At 63.0% G+C, this 26,821-nt stretch carries 33 protein-coding genes, 1 tRNA gene and 1 other RNA gene; 21 read left to right on the forward strand and 14 right to left on the reverse strand.

All coding sequences use genetic code 11. The features are described 5' to 3' along the window. Positions 1-98 precede the first annotated feature (98 nt). On the forward strand, positions 99-836 hold the full coding sequence (locus ACQ5BM_RS10355; RefSeq protein ID WP_429810698.1) for a sulfate transporter family protein: 738 nt from the start codon (positions 99-101) through the stop codon (positions 834-836). Between the two features lie 99 nt (positions 837-935). Next, positions 936-1,145 (forward strand): SlyX family protein, encoded by a 210-nt coding sequence (locus ACQ5BM_RS10360; RefSeq protein ID WP_173515137.1) that lies wholly within the window; start codon positions 936-938, stop codon positions 1,143-1,145. Positions 1,146-1,227: 82 nt separating this feature from the next. Here the strand turns inward: ACQ5BM_RS10360 and ACQ5BM_RS10365 are convergent, their stop codons facing one another. The 3 genes from ACQ5BM_RS10365 to ACQ5BM_RS10375 form a co-directional block, all read right to left on the reverse strand. Then, positions 1,228-2,220: a BMP family lipoprotein gene (locus ACQ5BM_RS10365; RefSeq protein ID WP_429810700.1), complete on the reverse strand. Its 993-nt coding sequence runs from the start codon at positions 2,218-2,220 to the stop codon at positions 1,228-1,230. A 388-nt stretch (positions 2,221-2,608) separates the two neighbouring features. After that, positions 2,609-3,262 carry a peptide-methionine (S)-S-oxide reductase MsrA gene (msrA, locus tag ACQ5BM_RS10370; protein WP_429810702.1) on the reverse strand — a complete coding sequence of 218 codons (654 nt, stop codon included), beginning with the start codon at positions 3,260-3,262 and terminating at the stop codon, positions 2,609-2,611. Between the two features lie 43 nt (positions 3,263-3,305). Beyond that, positions 3,306-3,623: a hypothetical protein gene (locus ACQ5BM_RS10375; protein WP_429810704.1), complete on the reverse strand. Its 318-nt coding sequence runs from the start codon at positions 3,621-3,623 to the stop codon at positions 3,306-3,308. 365 nt (positions 3,624-3,988) lie between these two features. Between ACQ5BM_RS10375 and ACQ5BM_RS10380 the strand changes: the two genes are divergently transcribed. From ACQ5BM_RS10380 to ACQ5BM_RS10405, 6 genes are all read left to right on the forward strand, one after another. Then, positions 3,989-4,078: transfer RNA gene (locus ACQ5BM_RS10380), tRNA-Ser, on the forward strand. A 298-nt stretch (positions 4,079-4,376) separates the two neighbouring features. Continuing rightward, positions 4,377-4,682, forward strand: coding sequence for a putative quinol monooxygenase (locus tag ACQ5BM_RS10385; RefSeq protein ID WP_429810706.1), 306 nt, complete (start codon positions 4,377-4,379; stop codon positions 4,680-4,682). 125 nt (positions 4,683-4,807) lie between these two features. Further along, positions 4,808-5,665 (forward strand): sigma-70 family RNA polymerase sigma factor, encoded by an 858-nt coding sequence (locus tag ACQ5BM_RS10390; protein WP_429810708.1) that lies wholly within the window; start codon positions 4,808-4,810, stop codon positions 5,663-5,665. Between the two features lie 138 nt (positions 5,666-5,803). Beyond that, positions 5,804-6,442 (forward strand): class I SAM-dependent methyltransferase, encoded by a 639-nt coding sequence (locus tag ACQ5BM_RS10395; RefSeq protein ID WP_429810709.1) that lies wholly within the window; start codon positions 5,804-5,806, stop codon positions 6,440-6,442. A gap of 141 nt (positions 6,443-6,583) precedes the next feature. Then, on the forward strand, positions 6,584-7,447 hold the full coding sequence (hchA, locus tag ACQ5BM_RS10400; RefSeq protein ID WP_429810710.1) for a glyoxalase III HchA: 864 nt from the start codon (positions 6,584-6,586) through the stop codon (positions 7,445-7,447). Positions 7,448-7,462: 15 nt separating this feature from the next. Then, positions 7,463-7,741, forward strand: coding sequence for a response regulator transcription factor (locus tag ACQ5BM_RS10405; protein ID WP_429810711.1), 279 nt, complete (start codon positions 7,463-7,465; stop codon positions 7,739-7,741). Positions 7,742-7,764: 23 nt separating this feature from the next. Here the strand turns inward: ACQ5BM_RS10405 and ACQ5BM_RS10410 are convergent, their stop codons facing one another. Next, positions 7,765-8,583 (reverse strand): aminotransferase class IV family protein, encoded by an 819-nt coding sequence (locus ACQ5BM_RS10410; protein ID WP_429810712.1) that lies wholly within the window; start codon positions 8,581-8,583, stop codon positions 7,765-7,767. A gap of 91 nt (positions 8,584-8,674) precedes the next feature. On the opposite strand from ACQ5BM_RS10410, the gene ACQ5BM_RS10415 reads away from it, so the two are divergent. Further along, positions 8,675-9,028, forward strand: a complete 354-nt coding sequence (locus ACQ5BM_RS10415; protein ID WP_429810713.1) for a MerR family transcriptional regulator — start codon at positions 8,675-8,677, stop codon at positions 9,026-9,028. Positions 9,029-9,176: 148 nt separating this feature from the next. Here ACQ5BM_RS10415 and ACQ5BM_RS10420 read toward each other — a convergent pair whose 3' ends face one another. After that, on the reverse strand, positions 9,177-9,599 hold the full coding sequence (locus ACQ5BM_RS10420; protein WP_429810714.1) for a DUF6636 domain-containing protein: 423 nt from the start codon (positions 9,597-9,599) through the stop codon (positions 9,177-9,179). Between the two features lie 196 nt (positions 9,600-9,795). Between ACQ5BM_RS10420 and ACQ5BM_RS10425 the strand changes: the two genes are divergently transcribed. Genes ACQ5BM_RS10425 through ACQ5BM_RS10435 form a run of 3 tightly spaced genes read left to right on the forward strand, consistent with a single transcriptional unit; the run spans position 9,796 to position 11,242 of the window. Beyond that, on the forward strand, positions 9,796-10,128 hold the full coding sequence (locus ACQ5BM_RS10425; RefSeq protein WP_429810715.1) for an ArsR/SmtB family transcription factor: 333 nt from the start codon (positions 9,796-9,798) through the stop codon (positions 10,126-10,128). Between the two features lies 1 nt (position 10,129). Then, complete coding sequence (locus ACQ5BM_RS10430) at positions 10,130-10,606, forward strand: SRPBCC family protein (protein ID WP_429810716.1); 477 nt, start codon at positions 10,130-10,132, stop codon at positions 10,604-10,606. A gap of 12 nt (positions 10,607-10,618) precedes the next feature. Next, positions 10,619-11,242, forward strand: a complete 624-nt coding sequence (locus tag ACQ5BM_RS10435) for a dihydrofolate reductase family protein (RefSeq protein WP_429810717.1) — start codon at positions 10,619-10,621, stop codon at positions 11,240-11,242. Between the two features lie 233 nt (positions 11,243-11,475). Here the strand turns inward: ACQ5BM_RS10435 and ACQ5BM_RS10440 are convergent, their stop codons facing one another. The 4 genes from ACQ5BM_RS10440 to ACQ5BM_RS10455 form a co-directional block, all read right to left on the reverse strand. Further along, a complete protein-coding gene (locus tag ACQ5BM_RS10440) occupies positions 11,476-12,405 on the reverse strand; it encodes a hypothetical protein (protein WP_429810718.1) in 930 nt (309 codons plus the stop codon). Positions 12,406-12,451: 46 nt separating this feature from the next. Beyond that, positions 12,452-13,258, reverse strand: coding sequence for a MerR family transcriptional regulator (locus ACQ5BM_RS10445; protein WP_429810719.1), 807 nt, complete (start codon positions 13,256-13,258; stop codon positions 12,452-12,454). A gap of 125 nt (positions 13,259-13,383) precedes the next feature. Beyond that, entirely contained in the window at positions 13,384-14,580 is a 1,197-nt protein-coding gene (cml, locus tag ACQ5BM_RS10450) for a CmlA/FloR family chloramphenicol efflux MFS transporter (protein ID WP_429810720.1), read from the reverse strand. A 358-nt stretch (positions 14,581-14,938) separates the two neighbouring features. Then, entirely contained in the window at positions 14,939-15,211 is a 273-nt protein-coding gene (locus ACQ5BM_RS10455) for a BON domain-containing protein (RefSeq protein ID WP_429810721.1), read from the reverse strand. A 131-nt stretch (positions 15,212-15,342) separates the two neighbouring features. Between ACQ5BM_RS10455 and ACQ5BM_RS10460 the strand changes: the two genes are divergently transcribed. Beyond that, positions 15,343-16,287, forward strand: coding sequence for an AEC family transporter (locus ACQ5BM_RS10460; RefSeq protein ID WP_429810722.1), 945 nt, complete (start codon positions 15,343-15,345; stop codon positions 16,285-16,287). Positions 16,288-16,431: 144 nt separating this feature from the next. On the opposite strand, the gene ACQ5BM_RS10465 is transcribed toward ACQ5BM_RS10460, so the two are convergent. Then, complete coding sequence (locus tag ACQ5BM_RS10465) at positions 16,432-17,064, reverse strand: c-type cytochrome (protein ID WP_429810723.1); 633 nt, start codon at positions 17,062-17,064, stop codon at positions 16,432-16,434. A gap of 156 nt (positions 17,065-17,220) precedes the next feature. On the opposite strand from ACQ5BM_RS10465, the gene ACQ5BM_RS10470 reads away from it, so the two are divergent. The 3 genes from ACQ5BM_RS10470 to ACQ5BM_RS10480 all read left to right on the forward strand — a co-directional run bounded on the left by ACQ5BM_RS10470 (position 17,221) and on the right by ACQ5BM_RS10480 (position 19,425). Next, positions 17,221-17,979, forward strand: coding sequence for a 3-deoxy-manno-octulosonate cytidylyltransferase (locus ACQ5BM_RS10470; protein WP_429810724.1), 759 nt, complete (start codon positions 17,221-17,223; stop codon positions 17,977-17,979). Between the two features lie 19 nt (positions 17,980-17,998). Next, the gene (locus ACQ5BM_RS10475) at positions 17,999-18,853 is read left to right on the forward strand and encodes a prephenate dehydratase (protein WP_429810725.1); all 855 of its coding nucleotides are present in this window, start codon (positions 17,999-18,001) and stop codon (positions 18,851-18,853) included. Positions 18,854-19,287: 434 nt separating this feature from the next. Continuing rightward, positions 19,288-19,425, forward strand: coding sequence for a DUF1127 domain-containing protein (locus tag ACQ5BM_RS10480; RefSeq protein ID WP_173515153.1), 138 nt, complete (start codon positions 19,288-19,290; stop codon positions 19,423-19,425). Between the two features lie 114 nt (positions 19,426-19,539). Here the strand turns inward: ACQ5BM_RS10480 and ACQ5BM_RS10485 are convergent, their stop codons facing one another. The 4 genes from ACQ5BM_RS10485 to ACQ5BM_RS10500 all read right to left on the reverse strand — a co-directional run bounded on the left by ACQ5BM_RS10485 (position 19,540) and on the right by ACQ5BM_RS10500 (position 22,112). Then, positions 19,540-19,908: a VOC family protein gene (locus ACQ5BM_RS10485; RefSeq protein ID WP_429810726.1), complete on the reverse strand. Its 369-nt coding sequence runs from the start codon at positions 19,906-19,908 to the stop codon at positions 19,540-19,542. Positions 19,909-19,984: 76 nt separating this feature from the next. Beyond that, positions 19,985-20,692: a helix-turn-helix transcriptional regulator gene (locus ACQ5BM_RS10490; RefSeq protein ID WP_429810727.1), complete on the reverse strand. Its 708-nt coding sequence runs from the start codon at positions 20,690-20,692 to the stop codon at positions 19,985-19,987. Positions 20,693-20,724: 32 nt separating this feature from the next. After that, positions 20,725-21,705 carry an NAD(+) diphosphatase gene (gene nudC / locus ACQ5BM_RS10495; protein WP_429810728.1) on the reverse strand — a complete coding sequence of 327 codons (981 nt, stop codon included), beginning with the start codon at positions 21,703-21,705 and terminating at the stop codon, positions 20,725-20,727. A gap of 2 nt (positions 21,706-21,707) precedes the next feature. Next, the gene (locus ACQ5BM_RS10500; protein ID WP_429810729.1) at positions 21,708-22,112 is read right to left on the reverse strand and encodes an HIT family protein; all 405 of its coding nucleotides are present in this window, start codon (positions 22,110-22,112) and stop codon (positions 21,708-21,710) included. A 108-nt stretch (positions 22,113-22,220) separates the two neighbouring features. Between ACQ5BM_RS10500 and ffs the strand changes: the two genes are divergently transcribed. The 5 genes from ffs to ACQ5BM_RS10525 all read left to right on the forward strand — a co-directional run bounded on the left by ffs (position 22,221) and on the right by ACQ5BM_RS10525 (position 26,716). After that, an RNA gene (ffs, locus tag ACQ5BM_RS10505) (signal recognition particle sRNA small type) lies at positions 22,221-22,318 on the forward strand. Between the two features lie 45 nt (positions 22,319-22,363). Next, positions 22,364-24,232: a DNA polymerase III subunit gamma/tau gene (locus ACQ5BM_RS10510; protein ID WP_429810730.1), complete on the forward strand. Its 1,869-nt coding sequence runs from the start codon at positions 22,364-22,366 to the stop codon at positions 24,230-24,232. A gap of 39 nt (positions 24,233-24,271) precedes the next feature. Then, on the forward strand, positions 24,272-24,595 hold the full coding sequence (locus ACQ5BM_RS10515; protein ID WP_029742357.1) for a YbaB/EbfC family nucleoid-associated protein: 324 nt from the start codon (positions 24,272-24,274) through the stop codon (positions 24,593-24,595). Positions 24,596-24,807: 212 nt separating this feature from the next. Continuing rightward, positions 24,808-25,413 (forward strand): recombination mediator RecR, encoded by a 606-nt coding sequence (gene recR, locus ACQ5BM_RS10520; RefSeq protein WP_429810731.1) that lies wholly within the window; start codon positions 24,808-24,810, stop codon positions 25,411-25,413. Positions 25,414-25,423: 10 nt separating this feature from the next. Further along, positions 25,424-26,716, forward strand: a complete 1,293-nt coding sequence (locus ACQ5BM_RS10525) for a lytic murein transglycosylase (protein ID WP_429810732.1) — start codon at positions 25,424-25,426, stop codon at positions 26,714-26,716. Positions 26,717-26,821 lie beyond the last annotated feature (105 nt).

The following is a 26,821-nucleotide window of genomic DNA, read 5'->3' on the forward strand; positions in this document are numbered from 1 at the left end:
CTTGCATAAAGACCATGCGCAGGCCGGGCACGCCTTGCCGGCCGCAACGCCTCTGCCTACATGCCTCATCGAACCTTGGCCGACACTGGAGAGCGATGATGATATTGGATGCGGCACGGCTTGCGCTCGCCAATCTGCTTGCGCCCGAGACGAGGTCGGTTTTCTGGAAGGTGCTCGGCCTGACGATCCTGGCGCTCGTGGCGCTCTGGTTTGCCCTGCGCGAACTGTTCGTCTGGCTGGCGCTGCCGTGGATCGATACGCTGATGCCGGGCACGCCCGTCTGGGCCGGCTGGCTGACATTCGTTCTCGGCATCTTTGCAAGCCTCGGGTTGGCGCTTGCGCTTGCTCTGCTGCTCGCGCCCGTCACCGCGCTGATTGCCGGCTTCTTCCTCGACGACGTTGCCGAGGTGATCGAGAAGCGGGACTATCCGAACGAGCCCAAGGGGCGGCCTTTGCCGCTTGGCGAGGCGATCGCCGGCTCGGTGAAGTTCCTCGGCGTCGTCATCCTCGGCAACCTGGTGGCACTCTTCCTGCTGCTCGTTCCGGGCGTCAATCTGGTCGCCTTCTTTCTGGTCAACGGCTACCTGCTCGGGCGCGAATTCTTCGAGTTCGCGGCGATGCGCTATCGTGCACCGGCGCAGGCGCGGCTCTTCCGCGAGAAGCACCGCTCCACCGTGTTCCTCGCCGGCCTTCTGCTTGCGGCCTTTCTGGCGGTGCCCGTCGTCAACCTGCTGACGCCGCTTTTTGCTGCCGGTCTGATGGTGCATCTGCACAAGCGGCTTTCGGCAAAGGACCCCGGATTTTCGCTGTCGGGCAGTGCTGCGGCGAAGGCCTGAGACGCTCTTGCTTGACATCATGCCGGCTGTGGCCAATCTGCCGGCAAAATCCCATTGTGCTGCGCGCAGGCCGGCGCATGGCAGGACGGAGTGATGCAGATGAACAAGACGGACGAACGGATCACCCATCTCGAAGAAACGGTCGCCCATCAGGCCAAGACCATCGAGGAACTTTCCGATCAGCTCGCCGAGCAATGGAAGGTGGTGGAGCAGACGCGCGCCAAGCTCGACCGGCTGACCGAGCGCTTCCTGACGCTGGAGGAACAATCGCTCGACGCGCCGGCGATTACTCGGCCGCCGCACTATTGAGCGTAGCCGCAAAAGCCGGAGCAAACAAAAAGGCCGCCGGTGCAACGAACCAGCGGCCTTTTTCGTTACCCAAGCGCTGCTCTTAGTAGGGGCAGGACTCGTCGCTCATGTAGTCGTGAACTTCGACCTTGCCGGCGATGATTTCGGCTTTCACCTTTTCTACCGCGTCGAGCATCTCGGGCGTGATCAGCGCCTTGTTGTTGTCGTCGAGCGCATAGCCGACGCCGTCTTCCTTGAGGCCGAGGTTGGAAATGCCGAATTCGAACTTGTCGTCCTTGGCCGCCTTGAAGGCTTCATAGACGGCGACGTCGACGCGCTTCAGCATCGAGGTCAGGACCTTGCCCGGCTGCAGGCCGTTCTGGTTGGAGTCGACGCCGATGCCGAGCTTGCCTGCATCCGCTGCTGCCTGCAGAACGCCGACGCCGGTGCCGCCGGCAGCGTGGTAGACGACATCCGAACCCTGGTCGATCTGCGACTTGGCGATTTCGCCACCCTTGACCGGGTCGTTCCAGGCGTCCGGCGTCGTGCCGGTGTAGGCTTCCAGAACCTTGACGTCAGCACCGGTCGACTTGGCGCCGCCGACGTAACCACAGGCGAACTTGTGGATCAGCGGAACGTCCATGCCGCCGACGAAGCTGACGGTCTTCGACTTGGAAGCGAGGCCGGCGAGAACGCCGACGAGGTAGGAGCCTTCCTGTTCCTTGAAGACGACCGATTTGACGTTCGGCTTTTCGACGACCATGTCGATGATCGCGAACTTGGTGTTCGGATATTCAGGGGCGATCTTCTCGAGCGAAGCTGCCCAGTTGAAGCCGGCCATGACGATCGGGCTGTTGCCGTCGCTGGCAAAGCGGCGCAGCGCCTGTTCGCGCTGGGCGTCGTTGGCGATTTCGAACTCGCGGTATTCGACACCCGATTCCGTCTTGAACTTCTCGGCGCCGTTATAGGCAGCCTCGTTGAAGGATTTGTCGAACTTGCCGCCGAGATCGTAGATGATCGCCGGCTTGATGTCGGCGGCCAGTGCCGTGGCGGACATCATCGAAAAGGCAAAGAGACCGAGAATTGTTTTTTTCATCGTGCAGCCCTGTTGTCGCTATTGATCTTATTGGGTCCTCCCGCCGGCTGCCTGACGGAAGCCTGTCTGCGGAACCCACCCCCTTCTCCTTGGGGCTAGGGTGGCGCATCCTTGCACGGCCACGGCAAAAAAACACTCAAAATTTTTCAGATGGTAAAAATTGAAGCCACAGATGCCGCTGCCCTTAAGGCACCGGTTCTGTTGCGCTTTTGATGACGCGGGCAAGTGTGCGCGCCCATCCGGCGCGGCCTCAGGGTTGTGCGCGTTCCTCTTGCGTTTGCGCTGCCCTGAGCGCTACCGAGGCGTCAGAACGGGATCAGGAAATGTGTGCTTGTTTATTTGCCGGCATCCCGCTCTGGCCGAAACGAAGCGATCTCATGTTTGCCGTCTAGTGGCCAATGGGGCAGCTCACCCCGGTGCCGCGCAGGCCGCAATAGCCGTTCGGGTTCTTCGCCAGATATTGCTGATGATAGTCTTCGGCGAAGTAGAACGGGCCGGCCTTGCCGATCTCCGTGGTGATCCTGCCGCCATGGTTGGCGTGCTTCAGCGCCGACTGGAAGGCCGTGCGCGCAGCTTTGGCTTCCGCCAACTGCTCGTCGTCATAGGTATAGATCGCCGAGCGGTAGGTGGTGCCGATATCGTTGCCCTGGCGCATGCCCTGGGTCGGGTCGTGCTCCTCGAAGAAGGTCTTGAGCAGGGTCGCAAGCGGAACCTTCGCGGGATCGTAGACGACCAGCACCACTTCGGCATGGCCGGTGAGCCCGGTGGTCGTCTCCTGATAGGTCGGGTTCCGCGTCAGCCCGCCGGCATAACCGACGGCCGTGACATAGACGCCGGGAATGTTCCAGAGCAGCCGTTCGGCGCCCCAGAAGCAGCCCATGCCGAGCAGGATCTTCTTCGTGCCTTCGGGGTAGGGGCCTTTCAGCGGCCGGCCGGAAACGAAATGCGTCTCTGCCGTCGGGATCGCCTCGTCGCGACCCGGCAGCGCGGTCTGCGCATCGGGCATGATCGTCTTCTTGTTGAACATGTCGATCAGGAACATCAGCCTACTCCTTTCGTCGGCGCGGCGGCGAACCCCGCGAAAATCAGGCGGCGAAGCGGCCAGCCGCCGGCCGTTTCTTGTATCCGGCCATCCACAGAATGAGCGCGAGCAGCGCCAGCACGGCGAAGGCCGGCTGCATCAGGACCCAATGCAGGATCAAATGCCAGATCGTCGGCGCCGTATCGGAACGCTCAGCAAGCTGGATCCAGCTCGCCGTATCGGCGCCAAGCGCCTCCAGATCGTCGCCGAGCGAGGTCATGACCAGTTCCGATGCGGCGACCGACTGGATCGCATCGACAACGCCTGCAAGCACGGCGGCAAACAACACGACGGCGCTCGCCAGTCTCAGTAGAAACCGCATCGATCTAATTTCCCTTCGTCCCATCGGCCGGCGCGTTGCCCGGCGGGCATCTTCCTCGATCGCATGGGTCTCGGACAAGACCCGGCGGCGAAATTATGCGGTGATCTGACCGCTGGCCGATGCGGCATCTGGACCTGCCCGGGAGCGTGTCGCTCGTCCCGGCGCAAGAGATAGGCGTGCCGGCCGGCACGCACAATGGGGACGACGGGGCGCTCGTTTCATAAGATGTCAACAATCTGTCAGAAAGCAGTTGATCCCAGGCAAATCATCGGTATATAGACGCGCGTCCGCCGGTTCACGCCGGCTGGCACCGAAGGGCCTCGCCCTTCCCATCCAGCCGGATTGACCGTCGGCTGCTGACGGATGGACAGGTGGCCGAGTGGTTGAAGGCGCACGCCTGGAACGCGTGTATACGTGAAAGCGTATCGAGGGTTCGAATCCCTCTCTGTCCGCCATTTCTCCCCATTATTTTCGGATGTCACCCAACACGACCCAACGGCGATTTGTGTCCCATCGTCGCGTACATCGGCAAACGTCGCCGGCGCCTGTTTCTCCACCGATCATCGCTGGCCGGACAAGTGGTCGAAGGCGCTCCCCTGCCAAGGGAGTACACCGGAAACGGTGGTGTGAAGGCGAGTTGTCTTGCGAGAATATCGATCTGTTTTGGCTCCGCCGCGAAAATATTACGTTCGCGCGATCCGTTTGGCTTCTCCAGTTCGTCTTTGCTGTGTCCGTAGCAAAGGAGATATGCTGATGGCCACCGAACCTGTCACCCTCGTCAATCTGCTGAAGGTCGAACCCGGCAAGCAGGCGCAACTGATCGCGCTTCTGAAGCGCAACATCGAAACCGTCATCAGCACGCTTGGCGGCTGGCGGACGAGCAGGCTGATCGCCGCCAGGGACGGGACCAGCGTCATCATCTACTCGGAATGGGAGACGCCCGCGGCCGTCGAGGCGATGCGGGCCGATGCCCGGATGAAGGCGTATTTTCCGCAGATCCTCGAGCTCGCAAGCCTCGAGTCGATCCTGGGCGAGGCCGTGTTCAGCGATAACAGGTGATATCGATCCGCCGCCGGCGCCCGCTGACGCGGCCGGAAGGCGGCGGACATTCCCTCGAACCCGCGCTATCGTGCCGCCGTCGCCGATGGGCTGACGCTTGGAGATGCGCCAATGGAGCTCGATACATGAACGTGGATGACTTCGAGGACCGCCTGCGGGAGTTCAGGCCGCGGCTGCATCGCTATTGCGCGCGCATGACCGGCTCGGCCGTGGACGGCGAAGATGCGCTGCAGGATACGCTCATCAAGGCCCTGCAGGCGCGGGCGGACGGTGCGGTCGTGGACAATCTCGAAGGCTGGCTGCTTCGCATCGCCCACAATACCAGCCTCGATTTCCTGCGCCGTCGATCCCGGCACAAGGTCGTTCCGCTGCTCGATGACATGGAAGACGCACCCTTGCCTGAAGCGGACATCGTTGCGGTCGGTTTTCAAACCTTTCTGCAACTGCCCGAACTTCAGCGCTGCGCGGTGATCCTCAAGGACGTGCTCGGACACTCTGTCGAAGAAATCGCCGATATTGCCGACTGCACGCCGGCGGCGGCCAAATCGGCGCTTCAGCGCGGGCGGGCAGCGCTCCGGCAACTGGCGGAGCGCCCGGATGACATGCGGCTGCCGCTGATGTCCGATGCCAACCGGCAGAAGATGGCGACCTATGTGCGCCTGTTCCAGGGCGGCGACTTCGACACGATCCGCGCCATGCTGGCCGAAGACGTCAAGCTCGAGCTGGTCAACAGGCTGAAGCTGGAGGGACGCGAGGGCATTGGCCGTTATTTCACCCGTTATGCCGAGGAGACGAAGTGGCGTTTCGCCCTCGGGGCGATCGAGGGCCGCCCGGTGATGCTGGTTTTCGACAGCGGCGGTCCCGTGGAGAAGCCGGCACATTTCGTCCTTCTCGACTGGCGCGAAGACGAGATCGCCGCGATCCGCGACTTTCTCTTCGCGCCCTATGTGCTTGAAACCGTCGACTGGGTTCGTCTGGCTTGAGAGGCTTCTCCGCCGATCGACGATCCATTCTCCGCCATCTGTTGACGGCCGCGCGGTAGGCGGAATCCCTTGACCAGCATGGTCCCGGCTTCGACCACGTGCCGAGAACGTCTGGTTGCGATCTGGGGGGCAGCCTGCATGAGCACCGCGAGCGACGCACGTTTCTGGGACCGGACGTCGCGGCGATACGCCAAGGGCGCGATCGCGGACCCGGCCGGATATGAGCGCACGCTCGACCGCACCCGCGCCCTGCTTCTGCCCGATGACCGTGTGCTGGAGCTCGGTTGCGGCACGGGGACGACGGCGTTTCGCCTCGCCGGCGATGTGCGGGACTATCTTGCGACCGATTTTTCCGCCGCGATGATCGCAATTGCGAGCGAGAGGTACGGCGTCGACCTGGTGCCGAACCTCGCCTTCCGCATCGCGACGGCCGAAGCGCTCGCGGCCGAGCGCGTGCAATACGATGCGGTTCTGGGCTTCAACTATCTCCATCTCGTGCGCGACCTCTCGGGCACGCTTGGCAACATCCACGCCCTGCTTGCCTCAAGGGGACTGTTCATCTCCAAGACACCCTGTGTCGGAGAGATGAACCCGCTGATCCGTTTGGCGTTGTTGCCGGCGATGCGGGCACTCGGAAAAGCGCCCTATGCCGGAATTTTCAGGCAGATCGAACTGAGCCAAGAGATGACGGCCGCTGGTTTCGAGATTCTGCAGATTGAAAACCACGCGACGAAGGGTAACGACAACCGTCCCTATATTGTCGCCCGCAAGCGGTGAGAAGAACGCCTCGCCATTGCCATCCGGCCGGATCGACCCTCGGCCGCGCGCGTACTTCTTTCATTGGGGGAAACCCTCATTGTTTTCGGAAACCGGTCCCTTAATTTGGACCGTGATCAAGTGCGAACGACGGAAGATGTCATGGCCAACCCGCAATCCGACGACAAGCGCCCGACCCCGGACCCCGCCGAGGACAATGCATACTTTCCCTCTCCCTATTCGCTGAGCCAGTTCACATCGCCGAAGTCCGACTTGAGCGGTGCGGACTATCCGAACCCCTACAAAGGCGGGCGCTGGAAGATTCTGATGATCGGGGCGGATGAGCGGTATCTGTTGACCGATAACGGTACGATGTTCTCGACCGGGAACCACCCGGTGGAAACGCTTCTGCCGATGTACCACCTCGACAAGGCCGGCTTTGCCTTCGACGTCGCAACGCTGTCGGGCAATCCGGTCAAATTCGAGTTCTGGGCGATGCCGTCCGAGGACAAGGAGGTGAAGGGTTTCTTTGCGAAGTATCGCGATCAATTCAAGAAGCCGCTCAAGCTTTCCGATGTGATCGAGACGGCGCTGGGGGACGATTCCGACTATATCGGCGTGTTCGTTCCCGGCGGCCATGGAGCGCTGATCGGTCTGCCGGAAAGCAGGGACGTCAAGGCCGTGCTCGAATGGGCCGTCGCCAGGGACAAGTTCATGATCTCGCTCTGTCATGGGCCGGCGGCCCTTCTCGCAGTCGGCGACAGTCCGATCTTTGCCGGTTACAAGATCTGCGCTTTCCCCGATGATCTCGACGCCAAGACCCCCGACATCGGCTATATGCCCGGTCACTTGACCTGGAAGTTCGGCGAGAAGCTGAAGGGGATTGGCTTCGAGATCGTGAACAAGGACATTTCCGGCGCGACGCACCAGGATCGCAAGATGCTGACCGGCGACAGTCCGCTTGCCGGCAACGCGCTCGGAAAGCTCGCAGCCACAGCACTCCTGAAGGAGGTGGCGGCAGGGTGAGCATGGTCTCGGTCGATGCCGCATTCCGCGCTGCCTTCGCCATCGAGGGCCGCGCGCTTCGTCCTGTTCTTCGCCTCCTCGGCGCGCGGCGACGTGGTCGAGCGGATCCACTGGGTCGAAGGTGATCGGTTCGGTGACGGCGAGGCTGTCGATGCTGGCTGGATCGCCGCAACGCTCGGCGTGTCGGAGCGGACCGTCGAGAACCAGCTGCGCCGGGCGCGGCGCCGCCTCGGCGTCGCGACCACCGCCCAAGCCGTCAAAGTCGCCATTCGCAACGGCGATATCGAGGCCTGACCCGTAGCAGGGCTATGGCATGGTTACGAAACGGATTCCGCCGGTTCCGCCGCGTGCGCCTGATGCAACAGATCCGGGAACGCCTTTGCCTCCGGCATTGCCGTAGCACCAATGGCGCTGACCGCGATACCCGGTGTCCACGAATTCATGACCGCCGCACCGGAAAATCCCTTGAGCCGGCTAAGGGTGATCTCCTCGTGGTGCTGCGGCACACCGAGGCGCTCGAGCTGCCGCTGAACCGTACCCATCATCGTGCCGGTCAACATCTCGGCCTTGGGCCAGATGACCGCTTCGCCGTCCCAGAAGACGAGATTCCAGATCGTTGCTTCGCTGAGGCGCCCATGCCGGTCGATGAAGGCGGCGTCGTCGAAGCCGTCGCGCGCGGCCTGATGCAGATAGTAGGTCTTTCCGGATTCGCCGACATGCTTGAAATTGGCAAGCGGCCGCTCATGTTCCACCACCGCGAGCCGCAGCGGCCCGGTCGGGCCATTCGAAGGGGCTGCGGTGCGCACCAGAACCGCGGGCTCCACATCCATGCTGTCGGGTGTGAATTCGCCGTGCGGCGAAAAGACCGTGACCGTCAGCGACTGGTCCGCGGGACCGGCGTCGATCGCCTGCCTGATGTGGGCGCGCAGATCCTCGTCGGGCAATGCGTGGCCGAAGAAGGCGAGCGAGGCGTTGTTAAGGCGCTTCAGATGCAGGTCCAGGCCTCTGATCTTGCGATCCCGGACCTGGATCGCGGTGAAGTGCGCGAAGCCGGCAAAGGCCAAGGGGATAAGGTCGGCGACATTGGCTGGTCGGCCGTTGAGCGCTGCCGGATAGAGGCTGGTTTCGTTCGTCACGTTCTTGCTCCTGGTGTGTTCACATGAAGGAGCCAAAAGGTCTAAGGTCTGACAGTGCTGTCAGAGTCAAGGGCATGGCGAAGGGAACGGAATGAAAATAGGCGAGCTGTCGAAACGCACCGGCATCAGCATAAGGATGCTGCGTTACTACGAGGCCGAGGGGCTTTTGAAGCCAGAGCGCACCGAAAGCGGCTATCGCGACTATGATCTGGCGGAAGTGAGAACCGTCGAGCGCATCAAGCTCCTGGGTGCCGGCGGCATGACCCTTGCGACGATCCTGCAGTTCCTGCCCTGCGTGCGCGGCGAAGGCCCGATCTTTGAACCCTGCGACGAACTGCGCGTTACCCTGCGCCAACAGATTCGCCTCGTCGAAGAGAAGGCGGAAAAGCTGGCACAGAGCCGCAGCGTGCTGGAGACTTTTCTGCAGGAGATCGGCGAGCGCTGATCTTCTGCCGGGATCGAGCCCGCGTGCTGCGGCGGGCCGTTGCGCACCTCAATAACGTTTGAGCGCCTTGCGACCAAACACTCGCCCTGGCCGTCCTTCAGAAGTCAGCGGCGCGCGGCAAACCGTATGTGCCTTTCCCGCCGTCGCTCTAATAGACGTCGGTCCTCGATCGACTGATATAGAAACCGTGGCCGTCACTGCGCACGCAGCTAAGCCCCGTTTTGCTGGACCGACAGCTAAACGGCCCCTTCTTCCAGCTGTTGCCGTAGCTCAGGATATGTGAGCCGTCGCAGCATGCTGTATCGCCGGCATTCTGGAAGCGTCGGGCCTTGCCCGCCTTTCCCAGGATGAACCTCTGATAGGTCGGTTCGATGCGATCGCAGCCAAGTTCCGGGCCGCCGTCCTCGGGGGTATAGACATCGGAGCCACCGGCTGGCGTGTATTGGCAACCGATGTTGCCGGTCGGCATGTTGAAATAGATCAGACCGCCATCGGCGGGGAAGTTCTGCTCTGCCGCATTTCCGTCGAATGCGATGAGCGCGGCGACCGCGAATACAAGAAAACGCATCATTCGAGCTTTGGCCTCTGACCGTGTCGATCTCGCAAGGTGCAACAAGTAAAACATATCCGCGGGAATGGGGAAACGGCCTCGGCTCTCGACCTGCGGTCGACGGTACGGCGCGTGTGATAAATTGGCCCGGAGCCTGTCGGGTCGAACTTAAATGGTTAGCCATTGCGCTAAGTGTTTGCTTGTGATACTTAGCCTTATGGAACAGTATTCAGAGCGATTGGACGTGATCTTTCAGGCGCTCGCCGACCCGACCCGGCGCGCCGTGCTGGCGCGGCTTGGCGGCGGCCCGGCGAGCATCAGCGATCTCGCCCGCCCCTTCGACATGGCGCTGCCATCCTTCATGAAGCACATCCATTACCTGGAAGACAGCGGCCTGATCCGCACGCACAAGCAAGGCCGGGTGCGCACCTGCGCCATCGAGAAGGCGCAGTTCGCCGTGGTCGAGACCTGGCTCTCGGCGCAGCGCGCACTGTGGGAAGGCCGTGCTGATCGGCTGGAAAAATTCGTCACTGAACACGAGGAGGAATGACATGACCCGCTCCCCAGACCCCAAACTCGACCTGACGATGGCGCGCATCATCAAGGCGCCGCGCGCGACCGTCTGGCGCGCCTGGACCGATCGGGCCCGGCTTGAGCAATGGTGGGTGCCGGCGCCGGCCATATGCAAGGTGATCGACATGGATCTGAAGCCGGGCGGCAGCTTCGTGACCCGGATCAGCGAAGGCGGCGGCGATTTCGTGCCGCATATCAATGCGTGCTTCCTCGCGGTGGACGAACTCTCGCGCATCGTCTTCACGGACGCGCTGGTCGCTGGCTGGCGGCCGGCGGAAAATGCCTTCATGACGGCCATCATCACGCTCAGCGATCATCCGGCCGGAACACAATATGCCGCCCACGTGATGCACCGGAGCAAGGCCGATCGTGACATGCACGAGGAGATGGGTTTCCACGACGGCTGGGGAACGGTGGCGGAGCAACTGGCCCGCCTCGTCGAACAAACCCATTGAGGAGGCGATGACATGCGCAACATCGTCCTGCAGATGATGACGACGCTTAATGGCCGCCTGGACGATCCGCTCGCCTGGATGGGCACGGTGGTCGACGCGCAATACCGGGCGATCGACCGGCTCTATGCCGGCTACGACACGGTGCTCGTCGGCCGCACCACCTATGAGGAGATGGTCGGTTATTGGCCGGGCGCGCTTGAGGATGAAGCAAGCGGAGAGACCAATCGCACCATGGCCAGACGCATGCACGATTACCGCAAGCTCGTGTTCTCCCGCACCGGCGAGCATGCGATCAGCCGCTGGCACAATGCCGAGCAGGTCGTGGCTGCCGACGACGCGGCGCTCGCCCGCTACCTGATGGACCTGAAGGCTGGGCCCGGCGCCGATATCCATCTCTCGGGCGGCGCCAGCCTGGCACAGACGGTGATCGGCCTCGGGCTGGTCGATCGCTATCACTTCTTCGTCTATCCCGTCGTTTCGCCCGGTGAACCGTGGTTCGCCCGGCTCAGGGAAAAGAACGAACTGCAGCTCGTCGGCAGCGAACACTACGACAACGGTGTCGTCGGCCTTCACTACGCGGCCGTGCGCGGTACCAAGGCAGAGCGGCCGAAGAGCTTCTCCGAGCTTATCGCCTAGAGCAATTCCAGGAAAAGTGCGATGCGGTTTTTTCGTCCGGAATTGCGTCGCTTCAAATGGAGCAATTCCAGGAAAAGTGCGATGCGGTTTTTTCGTCCGGAATTGCGTCGCTTCAAATGGAGCAATTCCAGGAAAAGTGCGATGCGGTTTTCCGTCCGGAATTGCGTAGCTTCAAATGCAATTCCAGGAAAAGTGCGACGCGGTTTTCCGTCTCCGGCCCGCCGTCCGAGGGGTCAGTCTCCGCCTTGCAGGGCGTCGAGCAGCCGATCGTAGGTCGGCGCCAGCCGGCGCAGGATTTCCGCGGCTTCCGCATCCCTGCGCAAGACCAGCGGGTATTGCAGCGCGCCGATGAGTTGCGCCTGTTCGCCCGCAATGGCGGCAGACTGGGCAAAGCCGATCCGCCCGAGGCAGGTCGCTGCATCGGCCGCACGGCGGGCGCCAACGCGAACGGCGAAGTGGATCAGATGCGCCCGCAGGCCCCGGTCGCAGCCGTCCTCGATCCGCGCTGCCAGCGCTTCGGCCGCGTCGGCGTTGCCGAGGCTTTCAGGCGGCACCGGCCGGTCCGTCACCATCGACAGCCAGTGGATCGCGGCCGGTACCGAGGCCCGGATCGCGTCTGCCTCCGAAACCTCTGCCACGCGAGAGAAGCCTGACCGCAACGTAAAAGAGCGGCCATAGCTGAGCGTCTTCGCGCTCCAGGCCGCCATGAAGTCAGCGATCGGCAGCGAGGCATAGGGATAACCCTGCGGGTCGTGCATGAGCACCCGCTTCTCGTCGAGCGCAAGAATCACGACATAGTGGTCGGCCTCGATCGGCCCGGTCATGCCGGGCTGATGGCGGAGATGTCCCATTTCCACCGGACCGACCCAGACCGGGCCATCCTTCAGCGCCGAGCGGAGGCGAGAAAGCGCGTCCTCGGCATCGTCCCCCTTGCTGACCTGCGAGGTCCAGCCGAGTGCGGCCAGCGCGCCGTCGAACCCGGCTTCCGGGTCCCAGCCATAGGGGTCGAAGAACGGCAGCGAGCCGCCGATGAGCTGCATGCCGAAGGGGCTGCCGGTGGCGAACTCGATGGCCGCGGTTGAGGGTGCCTCCTGGCCGAACATCATGGCGAAGGAATTGGCGTAGCAATAGGGGCCGGAGCCCACATAGGGAACGTGCTGCATGGGGTGGAACCCTTGATCGATACAGGAGCGGGTGAAGCGGTTTGTCTTAGGGCACGAGGGGATAGGCGACGTCGAAACGGGCGCCGCCACTGCCGGGATAGATTTCGTAAGGGCTGCCGAAGCAACTCAGATCGTCGCTCTGGTCGAACCAGGCCTCGATCGCGTCATAGATGCGAAGCACTGCCGGAAAGGTCTCGAACGGCTCGGGTACGGGAAGATACGCCTCGCGCGCTGCCGGTTGAAGGCGGATACGCAGATCGCCTGAAGGTTCCAGGCTGCCGATATAGCCCATCGCGACCTCGACGAGGCCTCTGCCGTCATGATTGACGGGTTCGTGGAAATGCAGCGTCATCGGTCCGCCGTCGTCCATGCCGCATTGTGCAAGGTAGCTCCGGATCTCCGCTTCGGCACTTTCCGTGAAGGCTTCGAGCGCATCGACCGTCACGTGGCCTTGACGATAGACGACCTTCGAAGGCGCGACGTCGCGGATACGAACGTCTCTCAACAACGGATCGTCACCGCCGTTCGATTGCCTGGCGATCGCCTCTACCAGTTCGCTCTGTTCCTCGAGCCGTTTGGCCTGCACCGCCAGCCAGGCGCGCAGTTCGGTGAGGCGCACCTCGGGCTGAAGCTCGATCAGGCGCGCGATCCGGGCGATCGGCAGACCCAATTGCCGCAGTCTTGCGATCAGCCGGGCGCGGCCCGCTTGCTCGGCGGCGTAGTAGCGATAGCCGGTCGAGGGATCGACATGGGCGGGCACGAGCAGGCCCTGTTCGGCATAGAGCCGGAGCGCCTTCGGCGACAGTCTTGTGGCGGCGCCGAAGCGGCCTGCGAGGAAATAAGATTCGGTCATGGGACAAGTCTGGGGCCTGTCCCAGGGGCGAGGTCAAGGGGCATCTTCTCGTCTCTCCGGAAGCCGCCGGGCCGGTCGGCTGAATGCCTCCCGGAGCGGGCAACCGCTCCGGGAGGCACGTTGAGCTATTGCCTTTCACGCCGGTTCAGGAACGCCAGCGCCAGCAGCGTGACCGTCGCCATCACCAGGCAATAGCCGACGAGCGGCCAGGCCGTATCGCCCCTGAGAAGCAGCACGGCGCCGGTGCCGACGAGGGCGACGATCAGGCTTTGGATGCAGAAGTAGAGCGCCACAGCCGTTCCGGCGACCGCATCGAAGGCCTTCAGCGCGCCGTTCGCGGTTACCGAGGCGGTCATGACAATGCCGATGGCGATCACCCACATGGGCAGCACGAAGCTTGCGAACGAGGGTATGGTGAGAGCTTCGCCGGCGGCCAGCAACAGCGCTCCGAGCATAATCACGGCCATGCCGCGCACGAGGCAGCCCGCGATCCCGTAACGGGCGACGAAGCCCTTGGCAAAGCGCGTGGTCAGGATCATCACCACTGCCGCACTCGCAAAGGCCAGGCTGAAGCCGAACTGCGAATAGCCGGCGCGATCGATGAGCAGGCGCGGCGCGGTCGAGAAGAACACGAAGAACGCACCAATCGCCGTGCTGAAGCCGAGCGTATAGGTCCAGAATGCGCCGCTCCTGAGAACAGGCGCGAAGCTGGGCTTCCCGTTGCCGAAGGGAACAGGCCGGGTTTCCGACCAGCGCGGCAGCGCCTGGCCGAGCGCCGCAAGGCCGAGCACACCGAGCGTCAGGAAGATCGCCTGCCAGCCGAAGGCGCCTGATATCAGCGCGCCGGCAATCGGTCCGAGCGCCGGAACGAAGGAGAGCATGGCGCTGAAGAGGCCGTAGATGGTGACGCCTTCCGGACGGGCGCCGTAGACGTCCCGCACCGTCGCGAAAGTCGCGACCAGCGCCGCCGAGGCGCCCGCCGCTTGGACGAGCCGGAGTGTCACGAAGACCGGCGCCGAGGTGGTGACCGCCAGCAGCAACGACGTCAGTGCAAATAAGGTCGCGCCACCGAGAAGCACCGGACGGCGGCCGAAGCGGTCGGAAAGCGGGCCGAAGAGAACCTGTCCGAAGCCAAGCATGAGCATGTAGAGGCTGAGCGTCAGTTGGACGATTGCCGGCGATGTGCCGAGAATACGAGGCATCTGAGGCACGACGGGCAGGTAGATGTCCATGGCGAGTGACGCCAGGATATCGAAGGGCGCCATCAGCAGCAGCGCCGCCGGTAGCCTGTAGGACCAGGTGGGTGAATTATGATCGGGCATGATGAAACATCCGCGCAAATGGGGAACATTCGGCGGCGATCTGCCACTTCATCGATCTTGGAAGTATGAGCCGACAGACGCCGCAACAACTTTTCAACCGTTGTTGCGGCCTACCTGGTTGCTGACTCGTCGGTCCTCATGCGGTCATCCGAAATGTTATTCGTCGATCAAACGTCGACGTGTTTAGCATTGAGGCCAGGTTTCGACAACCCAGCTGCGCAATCACCCGAAAGCCCTGGCCCTCAGTCCCATTTCCAACTTCCGTTCGAATCGATCGAAATATGTGTCTGCGGATGGATCGATAGCGTTTCGCCCGAAAGTTGTCCTGGGGATTGCGGACAGGGGGTTGGCTTTCGACTTAGTCTGCCGTGTCCGGCCTCGCGGTCAGCCGGTTCTCGACGCTGGCAACGCCGGCCACCGATGCGGCCGCATCGCCGGCACAGATGACGTCCGCCTCACTCGCCACCACACCGGTCAGCACCACGATCTCGCCGAGTGCCATCACGGAGACTGCGCTGGTGTCGATCATCGTCGCATAGCCGATGAAACGCCGCACCTTGTCGGCGAGCGCGTCATCCGTGAGATGCGGATCGTCGTCCCTATGGGCATAAATGGGCTTCTCTGGCGGCATGGCACCTTCCTCATCGTCTTCCCGAACGCCTGCGGTCTTGCGAAGGTTCCCTTCAAAACGGCTGCCGCCGCGCGCTTGCGATCCTGGCGTGAACCCGGTTATTGCTGGCAGTCCCATCCCAAGGCCCGCGCATGTCCGACATTTTCCAGAACGTCCTGCCCATCTTCATCCTGATCCTTGCCGGCTGGCTTTTGGTTCGGTCAGGCTATCTGAAACCGGCTGTCGGCGAGGCGCTCGGGGACTTCGTCTTTCGCGTCGCGGTTCCCATTCTGCTGTTCCGCACGATTGCGGAGGCCGATTTCAAGGACGGTTCGCCGTGGCCGCTTTGGGTCGCCTATTTCTCCGGCGTCGCGGTGACCTGGACGGCCGGGCATCTGGCGGCGATGCTCATTTTCGGCCGCGATGCGCGCATGGGCGTATTGGCCGGCGTCTCCTCGGCCTTCGCCAACACCGTGTTCATCGGTCTGCCGCTGGTCTCGCGCATCGTCGGCGAGGAGGGCATTGTCGCCATTTCGATCCTGCTGTCCGTCCATCTGCCTGTGATGATGATCGCCGGCACGCTGCTGATGGAGCGTGCCGAGCGCCGCACGAGCGGCAAGCCAGGGCAAAACCCGTTGCAGCTTCTCGCCGGCGTCGGCCGCAATTTGGTGCGCAATCCGCTGGTCATCGGGCTTGCTTGCGGCGCTGCCTTTCATCTCATCGGCCAGCCGCTCGGCGGACCGGTGAAGACCGTCGTCGACCAGCTTGCCGCGATGGCGGCACCGGCGGCGCTGGTCTCGATCGGCATGGCGCTCGACAAGTACGGCCTTGCCGGCAATCTCGGCCTTGCCTCCTTTACGAGTGTTCTGAAGCTCCTCATCATGCCGGGGGTCGTCTTCACCAGTTGTCACCTGCTTGGTCTCAATGACAACTGGACGACGGCGCTGGTGCTGACATCGGCGGTTCCGACAGGCGTAAACGCCTGGCTGATCGCCAACCATTTCAACGTCGGCCACGCGCTCGCCTCCTCGACGATCACATTGACGACCGCGCTCGGCGTCATCAGCGTTTCGGTATGGGCCTATCTACTGGTGTAACTGCTCAGGAAATTCGGGAGTGTGTTTCCTCGGGGGGAGCGAAAATCCTCGCCATCTCGCTTGGGAGCATGGCGTCGCCGTGCCCTGCAAATGCAAAAAGGCCCGGCGGGGCCGGGCCTTTTGAACTGTTTCCAGCCGCGCAGCTTATTGCGCCGGTGCCGGCTGGCCCTCGGCAGGCTTGGATTCCGTGGCCGGAGCGGCCTGGCCTTCGGCAGCGCCGCCGGCAGCATCCGGCAGCGGAGCCGGAGAATCGGCCTGCTCGCGCAGCCAGGCGATCAGGTTGGCGCGCTCATCCGGCTTCTTCAGACCGGCAAAGCCCATGGCGGTGCCCGGAACATGCTTCTTCGGAGCTTCGATGAAGAAGCTGAGGTGGTCGTAGTCCCAGTTGACCTTGCCACCTTCGGAGAAGGTCTTCATGCCGGCTGAGTAGCTGAAGCCTTCATGCGAGGCGATCGGACGGTTGACGACGCCCCAAAGGTTCGGTCCGACCTTGTTCGGGCCGCCCTTCTCGGCGGTGTGACAGCTTGCGCACTTCTTGAACACGGCAGCACCGGCAGATGCATCGGCCTTGAGGAGCAGCGGCTTAATATCGACTTCGGCTTCTTCGCCGCCACCGCCGGCATTGGCTTCAGCCGTGCCTTCTTCGGCGACGATCGTGAAGCCTTCCTTCTCGGGAGCTTCGGAATGGAAAATGCCTTCCGATGCAATGGACACGGACATCAGAACGAAGACCGTCCCCAGAAAGGCACCCACGCCCATGTTCACATATGAATTCATCTGCAAACGCTCCCTTTGCCACCGGCGCAAACAAAAACCCGGCCTATCTTGAAATCGCGCGGAACCTATGTCTTTTGGCTCTGCGTTGCAACAGTGATTATCGGCCCCTAACTGAGACTTATTGACACTTTCAGCGGGGTTTTTGAAGGCCAGTTCATGAATCGCGAAAATTCAGGTAAAGCCATCGTGCTCATTCCGGCGCGCATGGCCTCGACACGCCTGCCCGGAAAGCCGCTCGCCGACATTTGCGGCCTGCCGATGATCGTTCAGGTTGCCACCCGCGCCAGGGAAGCGGATGTCGGCCGGGTCGTCGTCGCCGTCGACGATCAGCAGGTCTTCGACGTGGTGCGCGCGGCCGGCTTCGAGGCGATGATGACCCGCATCGACCACCAGTCCGGTTCCGACCGGATCTATGAGGCGCTGCTGAAGGCCGACCCTGACGGCGAAGCCGAGATCGTCATCAACGTGCAGGGCGACCTGCCGACGGTCGAGCCCGCGTCGATCCGCGCCGCGTTGAACCCGCTTGAAAACCCCGGCACCGATATCGCGACGTTGACGGTGCCAATCACCGAAGAGGGCGAAAAGACCAACCCGAACATCGTCAAGGTCGTCGGCTCGCCGCTTAGCGAATCGCGGCTGCGCGCACTTTATTTTACCCGCGCGACCGCGCCCTATGGTCAGGGCCCGCTTTATCATCACATCGGCCTCTATGCCTATCGCCGCCGGGCGCTGGAGCGCTTCGTCGCGCTTCAACCTTCCACCTTGGAGCGCCGCGAATCGCTCGAGCAGCTACGCGCCCTCGAAGCCGGCATGCGCATCGATGTCGAGATCGTCGATTCGGTTCCGCTCGGCGTCGACACGCCGGTGGAGCTGGAAAAAGCCCGCCGTATCCTTTCCGCCCGCCACTCCGAATAAGCCTGAGAAGGAAGCTACCGTGACCGTCAAGACCAACAGGATTTCCTTCCAGGGCGACTACGGCGCCAATTCCGACATGGCCTGCCGCGACATGTTCCCGTCGATGGAACCGTTGCCCTGCCAGACCTTCGAGGATGCCTTCGTCGCAGTCGAGAACGGTGACGCCGACCTCGCGATGATCCCGATCGAGAACACGATCGCCGGCCGCGTCGCCGACATCCATCACCTCTTGCCGGAATCGCGGCTGCACATCGTCGGCGAATATTTCATGCCGATCCGCTTCCAGTTGATGGTGCTGCCTGGCGTGACGCGGGATGAAATCCGCACGGTGCACAGCCACATCCACGCGCTCGGCCAGTGCCGCAAGATCGTGCGCTCCAATGGCTGGAAGCCGGTTGTCGCCGGCGACACGGCGGGTGCGGCAAAGCTCGTCTCCGAAAAAGGCGACCGCTCGATGGCCGCGCTTGCGCCGCGGCTTGCCGCCGACCTCTATGGCCTCGAGATCATCGCCGAGAACGTCGAGGATACCGAAAGCAATGTCACCCGCTTCGTCGTGCTTTCCCGCGAAGAACAGCGCATCGCCCGCAGCAGCGACGACGAGCTGATCATCACCACCTTCGTCTTCAATGTCCGCAACATCCCGGCCGCACTCTACAAGGCGATGGGCGGTTTCGCGACCAATGGCATCAATATGACGAAGCTCGAGAGCTATCAGCTCGGCGGCAAGTTCGTGGCCACGCAGTTCTATGCCGACATCGAAGGGCATCCGGACGATATCGGCGTGCGTCACGCCATGGATGAGCTTCGCTTCTTCTCCGAGAAGGTGCGTATCCTCGGCACCTACAAGGCGCATCCGATGCGCGGCGTTCTCTGAGCCAAGCCGTTCCACCGGTTCAAGAAACCTCTGAAGTGAGGGCACGCGCTGGACGAGTGCCCTCGCGTGTCCGGTGACACGAAGGGAGCATGGCGCCTCTCGCCGTAGCTTGGTCCAACGGGCGAGCAAGGTCTGCAAATGCCTCATTTCTGACCTGTTATAGCCTATGCTTGACTCTGCCGCCGCATTTAGCGCCTTCCTGACTGCAGGCTGGCTAACGTTTTCTGCTATATTTGTGATTGCTTGCGGCAGGTGAATTTCGCCCGGATTTCCGGTGCGAATCATTGGCTTCGCGATCTCGTTGCCGCTGACGAAAGCGGCAAATATTCGTTAACCGGCTACGCGTCTGGCGCATGCCTAACTTGCAATCGCGGCGGTACACAAAATTTAGGCAAATGCCTATCTAACGTCCGTTCAAGTAAGGAGTGTTAAAGATGAAGATCCGTCAGAAGATCATGGAATATGCGAAGACCCGCCGTGCGATCCGCGAGCTGAATGCTCTCGACGACCATGCACTGAGCGATATCGGTCTGTCCCGTTCGCAGATTCACGCCGCCGTTTACGGCCGCTAATCCGTACCATTCGCGCATCCCGCCGCACTTCAAAATGCTGTAGCGACCTTTGCACATCCCGCGAGATGTGCGGCGCTGCAGCGGTCGGCGGGATGCGCGCCGCTGCCTTCCCCGTCACGAATCGTAGAGGCAGACGCGCAGCCGGTGACCATCCGGATCGAGCGCAACGAAAGTCGGACCGAAATCCATCTCGGTCAATGCCTGCGCAATCTGCAGCCCTTCCGCTTTCCATTTGTCGTAATGCGCGCGCACCGCTCCCTCATCCTCCACCATGAATGCCAGTTCCGAACGATGGCCCGATGCCGTCGGCTCCGGCGCGACCGTATGTTCGGCCCAGAGCCCGAGCGTGAAGCCGCCGGGTAGCTCGAAGGACGAAAAGGTCTGGTAGACGACGCGCGGTTCTTGTTCGAAGACCTTGCGGTAGAACTCGACGCTTGCCAGCGGGTCCTTGACATAAAGTACGATCAGATTTGCCTTGGCCATGCTCTGCCTCCTTGTTGCGGGAGTTGCAGGCTAGGGTCGGCCGCCGCCAATTTCTGTCAGTATCGTGCAGCGCGCCTCAGGAGCCGACCGTCTGTCGGTTCGGCGCGGCAATATTCTGGCTGGCGCGCCAGTCCTTCATCAGCACCTGGCGGCGGCGGGGGTAGCGTGCCTCGGTGACCGTCATCCGGCGCATGCGGTCGGCGCGGAAGTGCCGGAAATCCAGGCGGAGTTCACACCAGGCCATGACCATGCGGACATTTTCGAAGAAACCGAGCGCAAAGGGCCAGATCGTCCGCTCCGTTTCGCTGCCATCGTTGTCGACGTAGCTGAGTTCCACCTTGCGTTCGTTGCGGATCGCCCGCCTGAGCGCGGCGATGTCGATGCCGTTGGTGGCCGGCGGGCTCGGCCCGACGAGCAGGGTCGAGCTGTCCAGCTCGTCGCGAAGCTCGGCCGGGAGCACCGCGGCGATCTTCGCAAGCGCGTTCGCTGCGGCCCCGGCGAGATCGTCGTCGGTGCGCTTGGAGACCCAGCGCGATCCGAGCACCAGTGCCTCGATTTCCTCGGCCGAGAACATCATCGGCGGCAGCATGAAGCCCGGTTTCAGCACATATCCGAGGCCCGGTTCACCCTCGATATGGGCGCCCTGGGCCTGCAGGCTGGCGATGTCGCGATAGAGCGTTCTGAGGCTGACGCCGGTTTCTTCCGCCAGCTTCTGGCCGCTTACCGGCTGGCGGTAGCGCCTCAGCACCTGCAGAAGATCGAGCAATCGTTCGGAGCGGGACAAGCCGAACGCCTCCTATCGCCATCCTGATTCCGTCACGCCCGTTCGCCCCAGGCGAGCCAGTCGCGCATCAATTGGTGCGCAATCGCACCCTTCGGTGGCGGAATATGCTCGTCGCCGGTATCGGCAACGCCGGTCGAGCGTTCGAGCATCGCGATCGTTTCCTCGCGGGTGAACCAGCGCACGTCCTCCAGCTCCTGCTCGTCCCGCTTGATGACGGTCGATTTCGCCTCGGCATAGCAGCCGATCATCAACGTGTGCGGCATCGGCCAGGGCTGCGAGGCATGGTAGCGCACCCGGCCGATATGGATGCCGGACTCCTCGAGCGTTTCGCGCCGCACCGCGTTTTCGATCGTCTCGCCGGGCTCGACGAAACCGGCGAGGCAGGAATACATGCCCGGGGCGAAATGCGGGCTGCGGCCGAGCAGGCAGAGATCGCGTTCGAGGTCGATCGTCATCATGATGACGACCGGGTCGGTCCGCGGGAAGACCATATGGCCGCAGGCGGTGCAGACGCGACGGTAGCCGCCGGCTGCGCCTTCCATCGGACCGGCGCAGCGGCCGCAGAAGCGGTTGTTGGCGTTCCAGGTAATCAGGCTCGAGGCCTGCGCGAACTGCCCGAGCAACTCCTCCGGCAGCATCTGCTGGCGGTAGAGCGTGCGGCCGTCGGCAATCTTGAAGGGCTCAGTGATTGTCTCTTCGGTCAGGCCGGTCGGCACCGCAAGCCGTGGCTCGCCGTTCGGCAGGTAGCCGAGCAGGATCGTCTCGTCGAGCATCGGCTCGAGCCCTTCGAGTTCGTAGGGGGCGAACAGCGGGTCGATGATCTTCTCGTCGTGCTTGACGATCAGCTTCGGTCCCGAGAAGGCCAGGAAATGGGCGCCCGGGTGCTTGAGCGCCACTTCGACACAATCGTCGGCGCGATGCTCGGACTGGCGGTCGAGGTGGTTTTCGGAAAAGGCGACGAGGGTGCTTGGCTCCGGATGCGGGCTACGAAGGTCAAAGATCGATTTCGTCATGTTCAGAGGTTTTCCAGAATGCGCGCTGCGAAGGCCTGATGTTCTTTCTCGTCCCACGGCTCCGACTTGCCGAAGCCCCAGACTGGCCCCGGCCAGTTCGGGTCGCCGTCGTTGCGGGCAATGATATGCACATGTAGCTGCCGGACGATATTGCCCAATGCGCCGATATTGATCTTTTCGGCGCCGGTGACCTTCTTGAGGGCGGTTGCCGCCATCGTCGTCTCGAAGGTCAGCATCGTCTGGTCGAGCGGGGTCAGGTCGAAGATTTCCGAAATGCCTTCACGCTGCGGAATGAGCACGAGCCAGGGCCAGCGACGGTCATTCATCAGCCGCATCTGGCAAAGGCCGATCGAGGCGATCGGGATGCCGTCGCGTTCGAGCCGGTCGTCAAGGGTGAAGGTCGCCAACGCATTCTCCTCAGGCAAGACAACGGATTCGCCTTGTTTTGCATATCGATATCAGTTTTTTGATGGCTTGGCTTGCATTTGCTTTCGATATTGCCGATATGGAAGCCGGGAGGTTGGTGGTGGACGAGCCACTCGCCAACCGGGTCAGGTCCGGAAGGAAGCAGCCCTAACGAGCCCCGGCACGGGTCATCGTGCCAGCCTCCCACCTTTTCCGTCCTGTCGGGACAAGAGTTCGAACAGCGGCAGGGTCGATGAGCGACGACACGTCCATTTCATCCGTTGAGAAACCGGCCGCCTACCGTGTTCTGGCGCGCAAGTACCGCCCCAAGGATTTCTCCGACCTGATGGTCGGCCAGGAGCCGATGGTGCGCACGCTCACCAACGCTTTTGAAACGGGGCGCATCGCGCAGGCCTACATGCTGACCGGCGTGCGCGGGGTCGGCAAGACCACCACTGCCCGCATCCTCGCCCGTGCCCTGAACTACAAGACATCGGACACCGACAGGCCGACGATCGACCTGCGCGTGCCGGGCGAGCATTGCCAGGCGATCATGGACGGCCGCCATGTCGACGTCATCGAAATGGACGCCGCTTCGCATACCGGTATCGATGACATCAGAGAGATCATCGAGCAGGTGCGCTACCGCCCGGTATCGGCGCGCTACAAGGTCTACATCATCGACGAAGTGCACATGCTCTCGACCCAGGCCTTCAACGGCCTGTTGAAGACGCTCGAAGAGCCGCCTGAGCACGTGAAGTTCATCTTCGCCACCACCGAAATCCGAAAAGTTCCGATCACGGTCCTGTCGCGCTGCCAGCGCTTCGATCTGCGCCGCATCAGCGCCTCCGATCTCGTCGGCCTGTTCTCGACGATCCTCGGCAAGGAAGGCGTTTCCTTCGATCCCGAGGCGCTTGCGATGGTGGCTCGTGCCGCCGAGGGCTCCGCGCGCGACGGCCTCTCGCTGCTCGACCAGGCGATTGCGCACGGCGGCGGCGCGGTCGAGGTCGAGACCGTGCGCTCCATGCTCGGCCTTGCCGACCGCGCCCGTATCGTCGATCTCTTCGACCATATCGTCAAAGGCGACGTTGCTGCGGCGCTTCAGGAATTCACCGCACAGTATGAGGCCGGAGCCAATCCGACGGTCGTGCTGACCGACCTTGCCGATTTCACCCATCTGGTTACGCGGATGAAATACGTACCGGATGCGGTCAACGATCAGTCGCTGAGCGAGATCGAACGCACCCGCGGCGCCATCTTCGCCGAAAGCGTCGCCGTTACGGCGCTCTCGCGCATCTGGCAGATGCTTCTGAAGGGCATCCCGGAAGCCGAAAGCTCGTCGCGCCCGGCGGGGGCTGCCGAAATGGTGCTGATCCGGCTGGCACATGCCGCACATCTGCCGGCGCCGGAAGAGGCTGCGCGGCGTCTGCTCGAGCTTTCCGGTGGCGAAGGCGGTGGTGCCCGCCCGGGACCGGCCGGCGGCAGTGGCGGCGGAGCACAGGCCTCGGCCTCAGGCCCGGTTTCGGCGCAGGCCACCCAGGCGATGCCGGCTCAGCGCCCGACGAGCAATGGCGCGACGATGCTGCGTGCCGTGCCGGATGCGGCGTCCCAGCCGGTCACGGTCGGCCGCATCGAGGAGCGGCCGACGGCCGTTACGGCCGCCAAGCCGCAGCCGTCGGTTCCGGTCAATTCGATCGCGGATATCGCCGAACTTTGTGCCAAGAACCGCGACATCAAGCTGAAGACGCTGGTGCGCGGCTTCCTGCGGCTCGTGCATATCGAACCCGGCCGCCTCGACGTCAACGTCTCCGACGACGCGCCGAAGACGCTGCTCGGCGAGCTTGCCGTCAAGCTCAAGGAATGGACCGGCATCCACTGGATCGTCAGCTACAGCCGCGAGCGCGGCGAGCCGACGTTGATCGAAGCCGAACAGCGGGCGCAGGAGCAGCGCGTCAACGATGCGCGCCAGGATCCGGACGTTGCCGCCATTCTCGCCCGGTTCCCGGGCGCAAAGATCACCGACGTGCGCATTCGCGCCGTCGAAGAAGAGGCCGAGAGCGTTGCTCCGGCGACAGCCGAATCCGCCGATGGCGATATCGTCCCTGGCGACGACATCGAATAGTCCCGTCTGCGAGCAGAAACAGAACAACAGGAGACGACGATGCGCGACATCATGGGGATGATGGGCAAGGTCAAGGAAATGCAGGCCAAGATGGAGAAGATGCAGGCGGAGATCGCCGCACTCGAAGTCGACGGCACGTCCGGTGGCGGTCTGGTGACCGTTCGCCTCGACGGCAAGGGCACCCTCAAGAGCCTGAAGATCGACCCCTCGCTCTTCAAGGAAGATGATGTCGAGATCCTCGAAGACCTGATCGTTGCGGCCCACAAGGACGCCAAGGACAAGGCCGAAGCCGTCCAGGCGGAAAAGACCCGCGAGCTGACCGCCGGCCTGCCGATCCCGCCCGGCATGAAGCTGCCGTTCTGATCGTCTTCGCCCTCGAAGAGGTTGCTGGGCGGTAAGCGCCCTGGTCCACCTATCCAGCCTGGGCAGACATAGCCGCTTTGGCTCCGCACGAGAGCGAGCTCGTCGCCAAGGGCAAGGCTTGCGACCACAGACGCCGGAGATACCCTGAAAGGCGTCGCCCTGGCGCTTCGAAGACGATTCCGTTCGGGGCCGATATGGGCTAAAAGCGCGGCATGGCAAAACGAGTCACCGGCCCCGAAATCGAAAAACTCATCCAGCTCCTGGCAAAGGTCCCGGGGCTCGGGCCGCGTTCGGCCCGGCGCGCCGCCCTCCATCTCGTCAAGAAGAAGGACCAGTTGCTGGGCCCGCTCGCCGATGCGATGGGCGAGGCGCATCGCAAGGTCCGGATCTGCTCTTGCTGCGGCAATGTCGATACGATCGATCCCTGCACCGTCTGCTCCGACGAGCGACGCGACCAATCGGTGATCATCGTCGTCGAGGACGTGTCCGATCTCTGGGCGCTGGAACGGGCGGGGGCGCTGAATGCTGCCTACCATGTGCTCGGCGGCACGCTTTCGCCGCTCGACGGCGTCGGTCCTGACGATCTCAACATCAAGGGGCTCGTCCAGCGCGTCGCCAATGGCGGCGTTCGCGAACTGATCATCGCCGTCAATGCGACGGTCGAGGGCCAGACAACGGCGCACTACATCACCGACCAGCTCGAGGGCATGGAGGTGAAGATCACCCGGCTCGCCCATGGCGTGCCGGTCGGCGGCGAACTGGACTATCTCGACGAAGGCACGCTGGCGGCAGCACTTCGCGCCCGCACGTCGATCTGAAGGGATGCAGATGCGTTTGAAATCTCGTGTTTACTCGTGGTTTGCTGGTCGTGAGGGGGGCAAGCGCCGTGCTCCCCTCCTCGCAGCCGTCGCCGCGTTCCTTGCCCTTCACCTTCCCGCTCACGCCGCCACCAAGGCGGATGTCGAAGCTCAGTTCCGCACCTGGCTCCAGAATGATCTGTGGCCGGAAGCGAAGCAGGCAGGCATTTCTGCCGGCTCGTTCAAGGCGGCGTTTTCCGAGGTGAAGCTCAACTGGGATCTGCCGGATCTGGCGCCGCCCGGTTTTCCGAAGCCGAAGGAGCAGAAGCAGAGCCAGGCGGAGTTCTCCTCGCCCGGCAGCTACTTTTCGGAAAAGCGCTTGCAGGGTCTCGCGGCGACCGGCCGCAGTCTTGCCTCCACCCATGCCTCGACCCTCAAGAAGATCGAACGCACCTATGGCGTTCCCGGCTCGGTGGTGGTGGCGATCTGGGGCAGAGAATCCGGCTTCGGCCGGGCCAAGATCCCCTATCCGGTCGTCGACGTCTTGGCGACCAAGGCCTTCATGTCGACCCGGCCCGACCTCTTCCGGCGCGAGCTGATCGCGGCGCTGCACATTCTCGACAGCGGCGACGTCGACGAGGCGGCGATGCGCGGCTCCTGGGCCGGCGCCATGGGTCAGCCGCAGTTCATGCCGTCGAGCTTCCTGCAATATGCCGTCGATTTCGACGGCGACGGCCGCCGCGACATCTGGAATTCGGTGCCGGACAGCCTGGCCTCGATCGCCAACTATCTCGTCAAGAAAGGCTGGCAGCGCGGCCGCGACTGGGGCTTTGAAGTATCGATCCCCGAAGCCGTTTCCTGCGCGCAGGAAGGGCCGGACCTGGCTCGGCCGATCTCGGACTGGGCCGACAAGGGCATCACACGGATCTCCGGCAAGGGGTTCCCGTCGCACGAGCTTGCGGCATCCTCGATGATGCTGGTGCCGGCAGGCCGGCACGGGCCGGAGTTCATCGTCACGCCGAACTTCTACGTGCTCAAGGAGTACAACAACTCCGACCTCTACGCGCTGTTCATCGGCAACCTCGCCGACCGCATCGCCACCGGCGGCGGCGCGTTTCGTGGCGACTGGGGCGACGTCGGCAACATGCTGCGCTCGGACGTTCTCGCCATGCAGAAGGCGCTGGTTGCCAAGGGATACGATGTCGGCAAGGTCGATGGTCTTCCCGGCTACAAGACGCGTCGCTCGCTCGGCGACTGGCAGGCGAAGAGCGGCCTTGCCGCCACCTGCTTCCCCGATGCTTCGCTGAAGGCGAAGCTGCGCTAGGTCGTTCCAGCCGGACGCGGAACCGCCAACACGAAAGAGGCCCTGCGGCGCAAGGCCTCTTTCTGTCGTCTCGGTCGATGCCGGTGCAGGCGCTGGCGAAGAACC

This window comes from Ensifer sp. B1-9 (genome assembly GCF_050474445.1).
Lineage (GTDB): Bacteria > Pseudomonadota > Alphaproteobacteria > Rhizobiales > Rhizobiaceae > Ensifer.